The 14,860-nt window shown below is 48.1% G+C and carries 13 protein-coding genes; 9 read left to right on the top strand and 4 right to left on the bottom strand.

The window, feature by feature from the left end:
• Positions 1-82 precede the first annotated feature (82 nt).
• From H9I36_RS01140 to H9I36_RS01130, 3 genes are all read left to right on the top strand, one after another.
• Positions 83-682, top strand: a complete 600-nt coding sequence (locus H9I36_RS01140) for a hypothetical protein (RefSeq protein ID WP_187383549.1) — start codon at positions 83-85, stop codon at positions 680-682.
• 787 nt (positions 683-1,469) lie between these two features.
• Positions 1,470-1,721 (top strand): hypothetical protein, encoded by a 252-nt coding sequence (locus tag H9I36_RS01135; RefSeq protein WP_187383690.1) that lies wholly within the window; start codon positions 1,470-1,472, stop codon positions 1,719-1,721.
• Positions 1,722-1,906: 185 nt separating this feature from the next.
• Complete coding sequence (locus tag H9I36_RS01130; RefSeq protein WP_187383548.1) at positions 1,907-2,587, top strand: hypothetical protein; 681 nt, start codon at positions 1,907-1,909, stop codon at positions 2,585-2,587.
• A gap of 162 nt (positions 2,588-2,749) precedes the next feature.
• Here H9I36_RS01130 and murA read toward each other — a convergent pair whose 3' ends face one another.
• Both murA and pepT read right to left on the bottom strand, forming a co-directional pair.
• Positions 2,750-4,033, bottom strand: coding sequence for a UDP-N-acetylglucosamine 1-carboxyvinyltransferase (gene murA / locus H9I36_RS01125; RefSeq protein WP_187383547.1), 1,284 nt, complete (start codon positions 4,031-4,033; stop codon positions 2,750-2,752).
• 49 nt (positions 4,034-4,082) lie between these two features.
• A complete protein-coding gene (gene pepT, locus H9I36_RS01120) occupies positions 4,083-5,354 on the bottom strand; it encodes a peptidase T (protein WP_187383546.1) in 1,272 nt (423 codons plus the stop codon).
• A 194-nt stretch (positions 5,355-5,548) separates the two neighbouring features.
• Here pepT and H9I36_RS01115 point away from each other — a divergent pair, with 194 nt between their 5' ends.
• The 5 genes from H9I36_RS01115 (at position 5,549) to H9I36_RS01095 (ending at position 10,910) form a co-directional block, all read left to right on the top strand.
• Positions 5,549-6,571 (top strand): ABC transporter substrate-binding protein, encoded by a 1,023-nt coding sequence (locus tag H9I36_RS01115; protein ID WP_187383545.1) that lies wholly within the window; start codon positions 5,549-5,551, stop codon positions 6,569-6,571.
• Positions 6,572-6,924: 353 nt separating this feature from the next.
• Positions 6,925-8,601 (top strand): ABC transporter permease, encoded by a 1,677-nt coding sequence (locus H9I36_RS01110; protein WP_187383544.1) that lies wholly within the window; start codon positions 6,925-6,927, stop codon positions 8,599-8,601.
• 25 nt (positions 8,602-8,626) lie between these two features.
• Positions 8,627-9,706 carry an ABC transporter ATP-binding protein gene (locus tag H9I36_RS01105; RefSeq protein WP_187383543.1) on the top strand — a complete coding sequence of 360 codons (1,080 nt, stop codon included), beginning with the start codon at positions 8,627-8,629 and terminating at the stop codon, positions 9,704-9,706.
• 14 nt (positions 9,707-9,720) lie between these two features.
• Positions 9,721-10,299: an SIS domain-containing protein gene (locus tag H9I36_RS01100; protein ID WP_187383542.1), complete on the top strand. Its 579-nt coding sequence runs from the start codon at positions 9,721-9,723 to the stop codon at positions 10,297-10,299.
• Positions 10,300-10,301: 2 nt separating this feature from the next.
• Positions 10,302-10,910 carry an AAA family ATPase gene (locus tag H9I36_RS01095; RefSeq protein ID WP_187383541.1) on the top strand — a complete coding sequence of 203 codons (609 nt, stop codon included), beginning with the start codon at positions 10,302-10,304 and terminating at the stop codon, positions 10,908-10,910.
• Between the two features lie 74 nt (positions 10,911-10,984).
• Here H9I36_RS01095 and purA read toward each other — a convergent pair whose 3' ends face one another.
• Entirely contained in the window at positions 10,985-12,211 is a 1,227-nt protein-coding gene (purA, locus tag H9I36_RS01090) for an adenylosuccinate synthase (protein WP_187383540.1), read from the bottom strand.
• Between the two features lie 198 nt (positions 12,212-12,409).
• On the opposite strand from purA, the gene H9I36_RS01085 reads away from it, so the two are divergent.
• Positions 12,410-13,921: an IMP dehydrogenase gene (locus H9I36_RS01085; RefSeq protein WP_187383539.1), complete on the top strand. Its 1,512-nt coding sequence runs from the start codon at positions 12,410-12,412 to the stop codon at positions 13,919-13,921.
• Between the two features lie 175 nt (positions 13,922-14,096).
• Here the strand turns inward: H9I36_RS01085 and H9I36_RS01080 are convergent, their stop codons facing one another.
• Complete coding sequence (locus H9I36_RS01080; protein WP_187383538.1) at positions 14,097-14,804, bottom strand: DUF2259 domain-containing protein; 708 nt, start codon at positions 14,802-14,804, stop codon at positions 14,097-14,099.
• Positions 14,805-14,860: the final 56 nt, after the last annotated feature.

The following is a 14,860-nucleotide window of genomic DNA, read 5'->3' as shown; positions in this document are numbered from 1 at the left end:
AACAAGTATTCGCCGGCCGCAATGTTTGTCATGAGTGTACCGTTGCGGTTTGAGCTCGGAATTCTAAGATAGGATTATTAATATGGAAATAATGCATATCGATGCATCAAAAGATTGGGGACAATTGACGGCTAAAGAGATTTTATACGCGAGACATTTTATAATACGAGTATTTGCGATTTATCTAAAGACAAAAGGTTTTTGCGTTAGGGAAACGAGAGTTTCGGAAAATGATTTTTTTCTTATTAATTATGAATGTTGGGGCGGGGCGATGAGCGTGCAAGGACACGAATTGAAACCACATGCAACAGATATCTTTTTTATGCGCTATCACGATTTTCCGAATATCGACGATGATTATTTATTGGTGACCGACGCACCTACACCTGCATGGACATTAGGCTTTTCCGAAAGGATAATTTATTCATTTGATAGATATCTATATGACATATTGATGGAGCGAGGAGAAGCGTATCAAAAATTACAGGAAGACAGCAGAGCCGCTGGTGTCCGATTCAGTGCACGTCCTCACGTTGTTGTAACAGGAAAGATGATAGCACAGACAGAAGAGTATAATAGGCAAAAAGGATTTTTACCGTGCTATTTATCGTTTGATCGTATATCGGCGAAAACGATAAAGGTTGACTTGAAACGGCTTTTGGAAAGCTACAGAGGTATTTAGGATGTGGGAAATTTCCTAATCAATAGGTAGCATAAAAGAAGCTTTTAAAGACGCTATAAGAGATATTGTATCAAGTAAGATTCTTGATGATTTTGTAAATGAGGTTTTAGCGGAGTTTCGAAAGATGAATAAAGTTTATTTGATGAATATATTCGGCATATTCGGGTTATTTTTATTCCAACTATTCCTAGTGGTGAATAAATAGCTCCCTAACAAAGAAAAAACGAAAGAAATTAGGTATAAAAAACAAAATGAAAACGATGTACAGGTTTTCATGCTTATGGATTTTTAAAGTCGGAAAAACTTTTGTTTTTTATAAATTATTAGTTATATACATATATTTGCTGTTCTTTATTAATTTATTTTTTTATATATTGTATATTTCAAAAGATGCGGAGCTATTTTATTCATTAAGCCAAATTGGATTAATAATTTCAGCTTGTTCGGTCTTTGTTATAATTATTTACAATTATGTACATATGAAATTTGAGGAGGTACGATAAAAAGCGCCGTCTGAAATATCGTCGTCGCTCTTGATATCGAGTTTGCTTGGATGTTTGCAGAAGACGTGTATACGGTGGCATTTCGATAAAAATCGCATAAATACGATACGCTTTATTTTGCAAACTCGATTATTGAACGTGTGCGCGTACGCGCACGGCTAAAAACTTTTTCGGAAATTGATTCGCAGCCTGCGTGAGCGGGCGCGTAAATCGGTCCTTTGTAGAACAGAGCCGTGAGGCTCTATATTTCCTGCAAAAGTTTTTATGGGAGGTGTATTGTGCCGATGCAAATAGTAAAATCCTATGATGCCAAACTTGACTCAAAGAAAAGAATCACATTAAGGAATGTATATTACGACTACTATCATGTAAAAGAATTCGGAGACGGCAGAATTCTTCTTGAACCGCGTGAACTTACAAAACCGTTTCAAGTTTCCGAAAATACCCTCAAAATGACGGATTCAAGCATGGAAAATTTTAACAAAAGACTTGTTTCCGAAGCGATCGATTTATCTGCCTATGAGGATAGTATCTGATGTTCAATATGCGAATGGGGATTCCTGAAATGAAAGAGTTTTGGGAAACTTTGGAAAAGAAAATTTGAGAGGTAAGCAAGGATGGTTGAAATATGACAATGGTAATATTTTAGTTCCTGTATCAGAAACAAAAGGGTATGTAAATTTCAAAGCTCCAGTTGTATACGAGTAAGAGAGGTGAAATTATGAAAAAGATTTTTATTATTACATTTATAATTACAATTGTGTTTCCGATATATTCACAAACAATCAAAAAATTAGCCCCATTGTCAAAATCGGAAACTTTAGATTATTCCTATAATCTTGATAAAGATATTTTGACTATTTATAAAATTAATGAATCAAAAAAGCAGATTTATTTTGAGAATACAGAGGCTTTATGGGGCGGTTATCAGATTTCAAAAGATAAAAAAACAATGATTTTTTGGAAGAATACTTTTGAAAGGAGTATGCCTTTATATTATTTAGATGGAAATACCGGAGATGTTAAATTTCTTGGAAAAGTACCTTTCGGTGCTCGCATGGATGCGACAGGGATTTATTTAATGAATGAGGGTATTTATAATTCCGGCATTTTTACGATTTTCAATTTAAATACGGGGAAAATCGTAAGTGAAATAACTTGGAATGTAAAAAATAAAGAAAAATGGACATCAACAGGAGCGGTATTCGATATTTTAAGAGCTGCTGAAAATGGAGAATATGATTTTATGATTCTTTTTTCGATAGAAAGGCTCTGTATTTCAAAGGCATTTGTAAAAATAACATCGTCGAAGGTTTTTACGGAATTTGATGACAGCAATTTGTCTGAAATACAATTAAGACAATCTGTAAATTACGGCAATGACTTTACCGGTTGGTATTAATAATTTTTCTAAAATCCTGTAATTTTCTTTTGAAAACTACAGGATCGGTGCTGTATGCATATATGACAGGGAACAAGTATCTCACTGCAGGATATCGTATACTGCACCGTTTTTTCGCTGTCCCTGCACGAAGGAACTCCCCCTGTCGAAAGTCCCTTGCTTTTACTCGACGTCGACCGTCGTGATGTGCGCTCCGACCGACTGAAGCCGTTCGACCAAGTGTTCGTAGCCGCGTTCGATCTGGTACACGTTTGAAATTCTGCTTTGCCCGTGTGCCGTCATCGCCGCGATCACCATTGCCATGCCGGCTCGCACGTCGGGAGAGACGAGGTGGTCGCCGTGGAGGATGCGCGGGCCCGACACGACGGCGCGGTGCGGATCGCAGAGCGTGATGCAGGCACCCATGTTTATCAGTTTGTCGACGAAAAACATGCGCGATTCGAACATCTTTTCGAAGATGAGCACCGTGCCTTCGACTTGCGTTGCGACGACCGTCATAATGCTCGTCAAATCGGGCGGAAAACCCGGCCACGGAGCGTCGTCGATTTTCGGCGTCGAGTTTCCGATATCGCCGTTTACTTTGAGTTCCTGCCGTTCGGGAACGGTGAGCGTCGTGCCGTCGATATTCCATGCGATGCCGAGTTTGCTGAAACCGAGCCTGAGCGGCCGCATATCCTGAGGATTGACGCCTTCGATCGTGAGCGAACCGCGGGTGGCCGCTGCAAGTCCGATAAACGAACCGATTTCCATGTAGTCCGGGCCTATCGTACATTCGCAGCCGTGCAGGGACTCGACTCCTTCGATGCGTAAAATATTGCTTCCGATGCCGCTGATTTTTGCGCCCATACTCACGAGCATGGCGCACAAGGTCTGTATGTGGGGTTCGCTCGCCGCATTTGAAATGATCGTTTCGCCTTTTGCAAGCACTGCCGCCATGACGGCGTTTTCCGTCGCGGTTACCGACATTTCGTCGAGAAAGATATCGGCGCCTTTGAGCGCGTCCGCATAAAACACGAATTTACCGTTTATGTCTACGCGTGCGCCGAGTTCGGTGAGCGCGAGAAAGTGCGTGTCGAGCCTTCTCCTGCCGATAACGTCTCCGCCCGGCGGCAGCATTTCAGCTCTTCCCGTTCGAGCGAGGAGGGGACCTGCAAATAAAATCGATGCGCGTATCTTTTTTGAAAGCTCCGGAGGGATCATCGTGTTTGCAAATCGATTGGCGGTGATTTTCCAGCTGTGATTTTTTACGCACTCGACGTCGGCACCGAAGGATCGGGCAATGTCGAGCATAACACGCGTGTCTTCTATGTCCGGAATATTGTGCAGCGTAACGCTTTCTTCCGTGAGCAAAGCCGCCGCAATGCACGGGAGCGCCGCGTTTTTATTGCCGCCTGCGGTGATGCTTCCCCGAATCGGATATCCGCCGTCGATTATGTATTCGTGCATTGCCGCCTCCCGTCTTTATAGTGCGCTTCACACACAGGCGCATCGGGGGTTAATTTGCCGTACCGATAATGCCCGCGAGGTTTATTAAAATATCGGCAGCTTTACACATTTGGTTAAGCGAAGCCCACTCCATACGCGAATGATAATTGTGTCCGCCGGTAAAAATGTTCGGCGTGGGGATGCCCATTTCGGTGAGCCGCGAACCGTCGGTGCCGCCTCTGATCGGCATAAAGACGGGTTCCACGCCGGCTTTTCGATACGCCGTTTCCAAATCGCGCACGACTTCGGGATGTTCGTCAAGCTTTCGCTTCATATTGAAATACTGCGTTTTATGCGTCACTTTTGCACTGCCGCCGAAAGAAAGTGCGGCAGCTTCAGCGAGCGCTTCGACGGTTTTTTGCCGCATTTTCATATTTTCCCCGTCAAAGTCGCGCAGCAAAAGATACACCGTCGATTTTTCGATCGTTCCCGTAAATTCGATCGGCGCATAAAAGCCTGCCATACCGTCCGAGGTTTCGGGACGCTCGGTAATGGGGAGCGAGGACACAAAATGCGATGCCATAGCGATCGCGTTTATCATGCCCGCTTTCCGTGCCGTTCCCGTGTGCGTCGATTTGCCTGTAAAGACGACCGTCGTTCCGACCGCATTGAAGCATTCCGTTTCAAGCTCGCCGATATGCCCGCCGTCGACAGTGTATGCGCGTTTCGATTGAATCGATTCGAGCGGCACCTTATCCATGCCGTGCCCCGTCTCTTCGTCGGGTGAAAAGATCACTTCGATTTTTCCGTGCTTGATCTCTTCGTGCGCTTTAAGGTACGAAATCGCCGTCATGATCGCCGCGATGCCCGCCTTATCGTCCGCACCGAGGAGCGTGTGCCCGTCCGTCGTGATAATCGTATCCCGCTCGCGTGCCGCCTCTGCGAGCGCTTCGTCCGAAGCCGCATCGAGAGGATTCGTTTCCGCAAGTTCGATGAGATCGCCGTCGTAGTTTTCATGCACGACGGGATTGACGTTTTTTCCGCTCACTTCGTCGACCGTGTCCATGTGTGCAAGGAGACAAAAAGGCGGGACGTTTTCAAAACCTTCGGAAGCGGGGAGAACGCCGTACGCGTAGCAAAAGTCCGTGACATGCACGTTTTCCAAACCCGCAGCTTTCATCTCTTCGGCAATCATATTTGCAAAATCCCTTTGCTGCGGAGTGGAAGGCATGATCCCTTCGTCGGCTTTATTCGAATCGCTTTCGGAATATGTTTTTACATAGCGCAAAAAACGTTCGAGCAATTCTTTTTCTTCTTGTGAATTTTTTTTGATGTAGTTCATACGACTATAATATGACTTTCGCGCGCCTTATGCAATCGATACATCGCTTGCGGCGCCTGTTGCCTGCAACTGATATGCACTTGCGCCTGTCGTCGCTTGCAGCCTCGCTTGCGATAGTCGCACTTACGGCGTTTGACAAACAAAATAAGCAGTGATACACTGAAAAACATATTTTACAAGGAGGATTTCAAATCATGAAAAAAACAATGTTCGCTGTCGCTTTTGCCGCCTTAACAGCATCGATATTTGCACTCGGAACAAACGATTCCGGATCCGGAAAGGCGCAGCATCTTACCATTTATTCCGCCGTATACGACGACGAAACCCAAGCTATCTGCAAAAAGTTTCAGGAAAAAACGGGCATCAAAACCGACTGCGTCGTGCTCGGAGGCGGAGAAATCCTCGCCCGCGTAAAAGCGGAACAGCACAATGCGACCGCGTCCGTCTGGTTCGGCGGCCCCTGCGATTCTTTTATCACGGCAAAAGAACAGGGTTTACTCGCGCAGTACACGTCGCCGAACGCCGCATCGATCGACGCGAAATACAAGGATCCCGATAATTACTGGACGGGTATTTACATCGGCTATGTCGGTTTTGTAAGCAATAACAACCGTCTGGCTGAACTCGGAATAAAAGCGCCGACGACATGGAAAGAATTGCTCAACCCGAAACTCAAAGGTGAAATCATGATGGCCTCCCCTGCCGCTTCTTCGACGGGCTACGTTATTTTAGCGTCCGTACTGCAGCTTATGGGAAACGACACCGGATTTGCCTATATGACAGACCTCAATAAAAACGTTTTACAGTACACGGAACGCGGATCGGGATGTATTGCTTCGGTCATCTCCGGAGAAATCGCAGTCGGCGTCTGCTTCGCCCACGATGCGATCAAAAACCAGCTTTCCGGCTATCAAAAGCTTTTAACCGTTACGGTTCCGGCAGAAGGTACGGGCTATGAAACGGGCGCCATCGCTATCATCAAAAACGGTCCCGATCAGGAAGCTGCCCGCGTTTTCTACGATTGGGCTTTGACCGCGGAATGCCAGGATATGTACCAGCAATACGGCGCTTTCCAATTCCTTACGGCAAAGGACGGTCACAATCCCGAAGCAACGAAATCGCTCGCAAAATCTAAGACGATCAACTACGACACGGCATGGGCAGGCGCAACCCGCTCCACCAATACCGCAAAGTGGGCACAGTTAACCGGCAACTGACAGTTTGTGTCTTCCAAGTATCGATTCACGTGAAGATGAATACCGTGGACGGCACGAAATCGATATCGGTTTAATACCCTTTGTTACGACGCAAAGTATCGGGGTATTAAACCCTCTGGGCGGATAAAAAATACGCTCGGACGAAAACTTCATACGCGGCGTTCGGTACTGTCCGAAAACTGCAAGCTTATCGGCTTGTTCTGTAAGAAAATTATTTTAGGCGGTTCGCTAACGCGAACGGTGAATCGGTTTTCGCACAGTTTCCTTGATTCACTATGCGCAGCCGAAACCCGCCATTCTGTGGCTGTATGAAAAATGAGGCGCAGAGTTGTCCTCTTTGTTACGGAGCTTTCATGAAAAAAAACGCCCCCGTTTCCGATAAAAAAAATTTATTGCATGAACCGATTGTCTTTTTCGGTATCGTCTTCGTCATCGTCGTCCTCTTCTTTTTTATTCTGCTTCCGCTTATTTCCATCATGCGGGGAAGTTTTTTGGATGACAATAACAGCATATCGTTTTCATCTTACGTACGGCTGTTTCACAATAAACAATTTTTGACGACGCTTTCCAACACCCTCAAGCTCGGTTTTATCGTCGGCTTTTTTTCTACCGTCGTCGGCTTTATGTTCGCATACGTAAAGCAATGGGTCAAAAGCCCGTTCAAAAAATTATTCAGCGTTATCGAAATCATGCCTATCATCACGCCGCCCTTTGTTCTCGCGCTGTCGGCAATCACGCTGCTCGGACGGCGCGGTCTCATCACTTATTCATTGCTGCACATTTCGAATTTCGATATCTACGGATTAAAAGGATTGGTCGTCGTACAGACGATGACGTTTTTTCCGATCGCCGCTCTTACGCTCGACGGTATGCTCGCAAACTTCGACGGCACGCTTGAAGAAGCCGCTCGTAACATGGGTGCGGGCCGCTTAAAAGTTTTCGTTTCGATCACGCTGCCGATGCTCGCATCGGGTCTCGCAAACGTATTTTTGCTCTCGTTTATCGAATCCGTCACCGACTTTTCGAATCCGATGATTTTGGGCGGCGGGTACAAAACGCTCGCTTCGCAAATCTATATTCAAGCGATAGCGAACTACGATATGCGGGCGGGAACCACGATCGCAGTCGTTTTATTTTCGGTAACCCTGCTCATCTTTTGCATTCAAAAAATTCTGCTCGACAAACGGAGCTATGTCACGCTTACCGGCAAAGCGAGCCGCGTCCGTGAAATGATCGAAGATAAAAGCATCGTCATCCCTGCAAATATCATCTGCCTGTTCATATCGTTTTGGGTGCTGCTGTTCTACGTGTTCCTCGTGTTCGGAGCGTTTTTTAAAACGTGGGGAGCGGATTTTACTTTGGTCACGGATAATTTCAAATACGTATTCCGCTACAGCATGAAGCCGGTAAAAGATACGCTGCTCATCGCCATCCTTGCATCTCCGATCTGCGGCGTCTTTTCGATGATCATCGCGTATCTCGTCGTTCGTAAAAATTTTATCGGGAGACGCTTTATGGAATACGTTTCCATGTTCGGTATGGCGGTTCCCGGTACGGTTTTCGGCCTCGGGTACATCCTCACGTTCAACACGAAACCTTTCGTCCTTACCAACACGCTGTGGATTCTCGTCATCGTCCTTGTGATGACGAGGCTTCCCGTCGGCGTGAGATCCGGCATGGCTTCCCTGCGGCAAATCGACGGAAGCATCGAAGAGGCTGCGACGAATCTCGGCGCCGGTACGGCAAAAGTATTTACATCCGTTACGCTGCCGCTCATCCGCCCGGCATTTTTTACCGGTCTCGTATTCAGCTTTATCAAAAGTATGACGGCAATAAGCGCGGTCATCTTCCTCGTCTCCGCAAATTATAATCTGCTTACGGTGCGCGTCATGCAGCACGTCGATAAAGGTCAGTTCGGCTACGCATCCGCACTGTCGGTAATTCTCATGGCAATCGTTTTCGTCGCAGTCGGAATCATGAACGCCGTATTGAGCCGGCTCGGTCAAAGCGTCGATAAAAATTATATGTAACGATTAAATAGAAAGAGGAAAAACGATGGGTTCAAAAAGCGTCACTTTACAAAATTTATCAAAAATATACACGGACAGGGGAACGGGCAGAAAAAAATTTGTCGCCGTCGACAATATCTCCCTTACGATACAGCCGGGCGAATTCGTCACTCTGCTCGGCCCGTCAGGCTGCGGCAAAACGACGACGCTCAGAATGATTGCGGGCTTCGATAAGCCGAGCGGCGGAGACATCTTCCTCGACGGCAAATCGATAAAAAATCTGCCGCCGAATAAACGCAATACCGCTATGGTGTTCCAAACCTACGCGCTCTTTCCGAACTACAACGTGTACGACAACATCGCATACGGCTTACGCATCAAGGGGCTTGCAAACGATGTCATCGCTCAAAAGGTCGGCTCTATTTTAAAGATGATCGGCTTGACCGGATTGGAAAACAGGCACACGAACGAGCTCTCCGGCGGGCAGCAGCAGCGTATCGCTCTCGCGCGCGCTCTTGTCATGGAACCCGACGTTCTGCTCTTCGACGAACCGCTTTCGAACCTTGACGCAAAGCTTCGTATTCAAATGCGCACCGAAATCAGAAAAATTCAGCGTACCGTCGGCATTACGGCAATCTATGTTACCCACGATCAAGCCGAAGCGATGAGCATGTCGGATAAAATCGTGATTCTCAATAACGGAAAAATCGAACAGGTGGGTAATCCGCGCGAAATCTATTATCATCCGAACAGCGAATTTACGGCAAATTTCATCGGAACGGCAAATATCCTCCGCGCAACGGTACAAAGCGTCTCCGAAGACGGAACCGTTTCCGTCGTTCTTTACGGGAAACGGCTCGATCGCATTCCGACGCATAAGCAATATTCGCCGGGAGATACCTGTACGCTCATCGTGCGGCCTGAAGCGTGTTCGGTATGCGAGAGCGGTACCTTTGAAGCGGAGGTCACCGTGTCGATGTTTATGGGAGAATATCAACTGTACGAGTTGAACATCGCAGGGCAAAATTTCATCGTACACGAAAACAATCCGAAAAATAAAAACATCAAAGATGCCGGCGAAAAAGCCTACCTCTCGATCGACACGACCGACATTCATGCGATTTGATTGAGGAAGATATTATGAATACGACAACATACATCGACGATTATATCGCACTGGAAAAAAAGACGCTCGAAGATTTGAGCGTCGGCGACATAGAGCGCGTACTCGATCTGTTTATGGAAGCGTATAATCGCGAAGGAATGATTTATGTATTCGGCAACGGCGGCAGTGCAAGTACCGCTTCGCACATGGCGAACGATTTTAATAAGGGCATTTCCGAATATGTCGAAAAAAAATTCCGCGTGATCTGTCTCAACGACAATATCGCGACGCTTATGGCGATCGCGAACGATATCAGCTACGACGAAGTATTCCGTTTCCAACTCAAAAACAAACTCAAGCCGAATGACCTCGTCATCGGTATCAGCGGCAGCGGCAACAGTAAAAATGTTTTATATGCGATCGAGTACGCAAAAGACCAGCATGTCAAAACGCTCGGTATCTGCGGCTACGACGGCGGAAAACTCAAACAAACGGCGGACGCGGTCTTTCACGTCGCCGTGCACAATATGCAGATCGTCGAAGACATGCACATGATACTCAATCATCTATTGATGAACGTCATAAACCGCATATTCGGCATCAAGGACAAGTAGTGATGTCTCCCTTTCTCCTTATCATAACCGGTCCGCCGGGATGCGGTAAAACGCATTTTGCAGCACGTGTCAAAAATTATTTTCCGGCACTCACGGTGCTCGCATACGACACGATCAAAGAGCGCTATTTCGATGAGTACGGTTTCGACAACATGGAAGAAAAGCAGCGCGTCAACGATATGTCGATCGCGGCGTTTTATACGCTTTTGGAAGACACGATGCGGACGAAAAAAAATATCCTCATCGAATATCCCTTCAATAAAATACACGAACAAAAGCTCTGCGATATGGTTTCATCGCTCGGATACAAAGCTGCGACGATCCGCCTTACGGGCGACTGGCGCGCGCTGTACGAACGCGCCGTGCACCGCGACGTACATGAACCGCGGAATCCGGGACACCTTTTGCGCGCGTATCACAAAGGCGTCCCCGTCAAACCGGAAGACGTCATTCCCGAACCGGATTTTGAAAGTTTCGTCGCAGCCTGCGAACGGAAAAATTACCGCATCGAAATCGGAGATGTGTTCACCGTCGACGTAACCGATTACGACGCCGTCGACTACGCTTCCCTTTTTGCCGAAATCGAAAAAACGGTAACGGCGGAATCATAATCGCCGGAGTGCGTAAGCCCGAAGTTTTGAGCGACTCGACGCACTATTTCAGCGGCTCGGCGTACGAACAACCGTTATTTTTTCCACGGCTGTATGCGGAGATAGGTTTCGTTCCTGTCTTGCCCGACGGATACGATGCCGACGGGCGTTTCGGTAAAGGTTTCGATAAATTCCACATAAGCCTTCGCGGTCGCCGGCATCTTTTCATAAGAGCCGCACCGGCGGAGGTCGCTTTTCCAACCGTCAAATTTTTTCAGCACCGGACGCGCCGCATTGAGTGCGGGAATGCTCGCCGGAAAATCCGTAACCGTTTTTCCGCCGATATCGTATGCGACACAGGCTTCAATCGATTCCATTTCGTCGTAGATGTCGAGGTGCGTCAAAACGAGCGAATCGATCGAATTGACGCGGCATGCATAGCGGAGCGCAACCAAATCGAGATAACCGCACCTGCGCGGCCGCCCCGTCGTAACTCCGAATTCGTTTCCGGTCGTGCGCACGTAATCGCAGAGTTCGCTTTCGGTGTCGTTGTTGAACTCGCTCGGCATGGGACCGTTTCCGACACGCGTTTCGTAAGCTTTAAAAACGCCGTACACTCTGTCGAGGGAGCGCGGTCCGATCCCCGATCCCAAAGCCGCGCCCGCCGAACAGGATGCACCGGAACTTACATACGGATACGTTCCGCTGTCCAAATCGAGCATGGCGCCTTGCGCACCTTCGAATAAAATATTTTCTTTGCGGTATTCCCACAGCTTTGCAGCGATATCGACGCGCATCGCCATGAGGCGGGATGCATACGTATCGATGAATTGCTTGTCTTCGGCATCGAGGTCGGCCATCTTTTCTTTCCAATCCAAATCGGCGAGCCTGATTCCGTCGCGTTCGGATTTTTGCGAATACGAAGTTCCGATGCCCCGCCCCGTCGTTCCGATCGGACGCTTGCGGGCGGCATCGCGTTCTTTGTCCATTCTGCGGTACGCGGGCAAAACGATGTGCGCGCGGTCTGAGATGAACACGCGGCCTTCCCACGAAACACCGTTGTCAGTGAGCATCTGCAGTTCCGTAAAGAGCGCTTCGGGGTCGATTACCATACCCGAGCCGAGAAATACCGATTTATCGGGATATAAAATACCGGACGGCACTTGGTGCAGCGCGTATTTTTTTCCGTCGACGACAATCGTATGACCGGCATTCGCGCCGCCTGCAAAACGCACGATGTATTTCGCATCCTGCGCAAGAAAATCGACTATCTTTCCCTTTCCTTCGTCGCCCCACTGTGCACCCATAACAACAATGTTCATCGCTTCCTCCACGTGTATCGCCGGCCGTATGTATCGCCGATTGCATCAGTATAGCGTAAGATTCCGATTCGTACAACTTCAATTACAACTTCAATATCGCGGAGACCTAATATTTTTGTACAACTTCAATTCCGGTCAACTGTAATTGTTGACGGTTCAAACGATATGGCATATACTGATTTTTCAAGGAGCGTTTCCATGGCATATTTTTTTGACGAACCCTCGCATACATTCGACGAATACCTTTTGATTCCCGGCTACACGTCCGAAACGTGCATTCCCTCAAACGTGTCGCTGCGCACGCCCGTCGTCAAATACAATAAAAAAGCCGGAGATGCCTGTCCGCTCACGATGAATATTCCGATGGTGTCCGCCGTCATGCAGTCGGTCTCAAACGACACGCTTGCGATCGCGCTCGCGCAGGAAGGCGGCATCAGCTTTATCTACGGTTCGCAGACGCCCTCCGATCAGGCGGCGATGATCGCGCGCGTCAAGTCGTACAAGGCGGGATTCGTACCGTCGGATTCAAACATTCGCCCGGATCAGACGCTCGAAGAACTCACCGCCATCATCGCAAAAACGGGACACTCGACGGTCGCCGTCACCGAAGACGGAAGCCCGAACGGAAAGCTCGCAGGCATCATCACCGAGAGAGATTTCCGCATCAACCGCTGTGAAAGCGGCGCGAAAGTGCGCGACTATATGACACCGTTTGAAAAATTAATAAAAGCGGAAGCGGGCATTTCGCTCGACGATGCGAACGATTTGATTTGGGATCACAAAATCAATCAGCTTCCGATCATCGATAAAAACGGCAATCTGCAGTCGCTCGTATTCCGAAAAGACATCGAAAACCGCGAAGAGCACCCGCTCGAAATTCACGACGCGCAAAAGCGCTACACGGTCGGCGCCGGTATCAATACGCGCGATTATATGGAACGCGTGCCCCTTCTTTTGGATGCGGGTGCCGACGTACTCTGCCTCGATTCTTCCGAAGGGTTTACCGAATGGCAGCGACGCGCGCTCAAAGACATCCACAAAAAATGGGGAGACGGCGTCAAAGTCGGAGCCGGCAACGTCGTCGACAAAGACGGTTTTAACTTTCTCGCCGAATCGGGCGCCGATTTTGTTAAGGTCGGGATCGGAGGCGGCTCCATCTGCATTACGCGGGAACAAAAAGGAATCGGAAGAGGACAAGCGACTGCGACGATCGAAGTGGCGAAAGCGCGCGACGAGTGGTACGAAAAAACCGGCGTTTATATTCCGATATGCTCGGACGGCGGCATCGTACACGACTATCATATAACGCTCGCGCTCGCGATGGGCGCGGACTTCGTCATGCTCGGCCGATACTTTGCGAGATTCGACGAAAGCCCGACGCATAAGCTTATCGTCAACGGCAATTACGTTAAAGAATATTGGGGTGAAGGCTCGAACAGAGCGCGCAACTGGCAGCGCTACGATTTGGGCGGCGCAAAAAAGATGGCGTTCGAAGAAGGCGTCGACAGTTACGTTCCGTACGCCGGAAGCCTCCACGACAACGTACAGACGACGACGAGCAAAGTGATCCACACGATGTGCAACTGCGGTGCGCTCACGATCCCCGAACTGCAACAAAAAGCGAAGATCACGCTCGTAAGCCAAGCGTCGATTCGCGAAGGTTCCGCGCACGATGTCATCGTCAAAAACGCAAGCATCCGCGCCGACTGAGCTGCAAACACATCGACCGAATAAACGAAAAGCGCCGCACTTCATGTTTGCGCGATATGTGTTTCACGCTTATGCGATGCGGCGTTCACAAGCTTTTATTCGGACGGGATTTTACATTCCCGACGCTCTGCATCGAGCTTATTGATTCGCCCGATGCTTTCAACAAAACCCGGATTCAATCGGAGAGTTTTGCCGTTTCCGCCATATAGCGGATGAGTATTCCCGTTTTATCTTCCATTGTTTTCGCGACGATAAAGACGATGCCGTCGCCGCTTTTATTGCACAGTATTTTTTCTATCTTGTACGACGTGACTCCTTTTCTGACGACATCGGGTGAGCCGATTTTTTGCCGGCTTACGACGCTGCCGTTTTCATCGAGCTTTTCCATTAAAATGTAAAACGACGATCTCGCGTTTTCGCCCGCGCCGCTCACCGTCGGGATGAGCCGTATGCGGTATGTCGACTTGCTTCCGAGTTTTCCGGCAAAGTCTTTAAAAACGATTTCATCCCTTCCGTCTTTGCTTTCATCTACGCAGAGGTAGAGTATCTGATCGGGAGAGGCGGGTGTGCAATTATATTTTTTCGTATCTAAATAGCTTTTTGCCGCGAGAGAATCGTACACTTCACGTCCCGATTTCCCCGCCGTAACGGAAGACGGTTGTATTTTATATGTGCCACCCTTAACAAAATCGTTCTTTGCGACATCGACCGTATAGATTTCCGCCCAGCCTCGAAACGATTTGTCGGTTTTGCCGTACTGCCCGAAGAGGTATACCGACCCGTCGGATGAAAATCCCGCATCGACAAAAACCGCAGCGTCGCCGGCAAGCGCAAAAGATAGACACAGTGCGAAAATCACTCCGCCTGCAATAATTTTTTTCATACGACATCCTCCCGTTTTTTATATTGTCGGAATTTCACGACAAGTCCTTTACTATT

Source organism: Treponema sp. Marseille-Q4130 (assembly GCF_014334325.1).
Lineage (GTDB): Bacteria > Spirochaetota > Spirochaetia > Treponematales > Treponemataceae > Treponema_D.
Note: the sequence above shows the minus strand (reverse complement) of the source record. Positions and strands in the feature narration are given on the sequence as shown.

Excerpts from the sequence above, each read along its gene's own strand:
- H9I36_RS01095 (WP_187383541.1), top strand. The coding sequence starts at position 10,302 with ATGTCTCCCTTTCTCCTTATCATAACCGGTCCGCCGGGATGCGGTAAA.
- H9I36_RS01100 (WP_187383542.1), top strand. The coding sequence starts at position 9,721 with ATGAATACGACAACATACATCGACGATTATATCGCACTGGAAAAAAAG.
- murA (WP_187383547.1), bottom strand. The coding sequence starts at position 4,033 with ATGCACGAATACATAATCGACGGCGGATATCCGATTCGGGGAAGCATC.
- H9I36_RS01105 (WP_187383543.1), top strand. The coding sequence starts at position 8,627 with ATGGGTTCAAAAAGCGTCACTTTACAAAATTTATCAAAAATATACACG.
- H9I36_RS01115 (WP_187383545.1), top strand. The coding sequence starts at position 5,549 with ATGAAAAAAACAATGTTCGCTGTCGCTTTTGCCGCCTTAACAGCATCG.
- H9I36_RS01130 (WP_187383548.1), top strand. The coding sequence starts at position 1,907 with ATGAAAAAGATTTTTATTATTACATTTATAATTACAATTGTGTTTCCG.
- pepT (WP_187383546.1), bottom strand. The coding sequence starts at position 5,354 with ATGAACTACATCAAAAAAAATTCACAAGAAGAAAAAGAATTGCTCGAA.
- H9I36_RS01110 (WP_187383544.1), top strand. The coding sequence starts at position 6,925 with ATGAAAAAAAACGCCCCCGTTTCCGATAAAAAAAATTTATTGCATGAA.
- H9I36_RS01085 (WP_187383539.1), top strand. The coding sequence starts at position 12,410 with ATGGCATATTTTTTTGACGAACCCTCGCATACATTCGACGAATACCTT.
- H9I36_RS01080 (WP_187383538.1), bottom strand. The coding sequence starts at position 14,804 with ATGAAAAAAATTATTGCAGGCGGAGTGATTTTCGCACTGTGTCTATCT.
- H9I36_RS01140 (WP_187383549.1), top strand. The coding sequence starts at position 83 with ATGGAAATAATGCATATCGATGCATCAAAAGATTGGGGACAATTGACG.
- purA (WP_187383540.1), bottom strand. The coding sequence starts at position 12,211 with ATGAACATTGTTGTTATGGGTGCACAGTGGGGCGACGAAGGAAAGGGA.
- H9I36_RS01135 (WP_187383690.1), top strand. The coding sequence starts at position 1,470 with ATGCAAATAGTAAAATCCTATGATGCCAAACTTGACTCAAAGAAAAGA.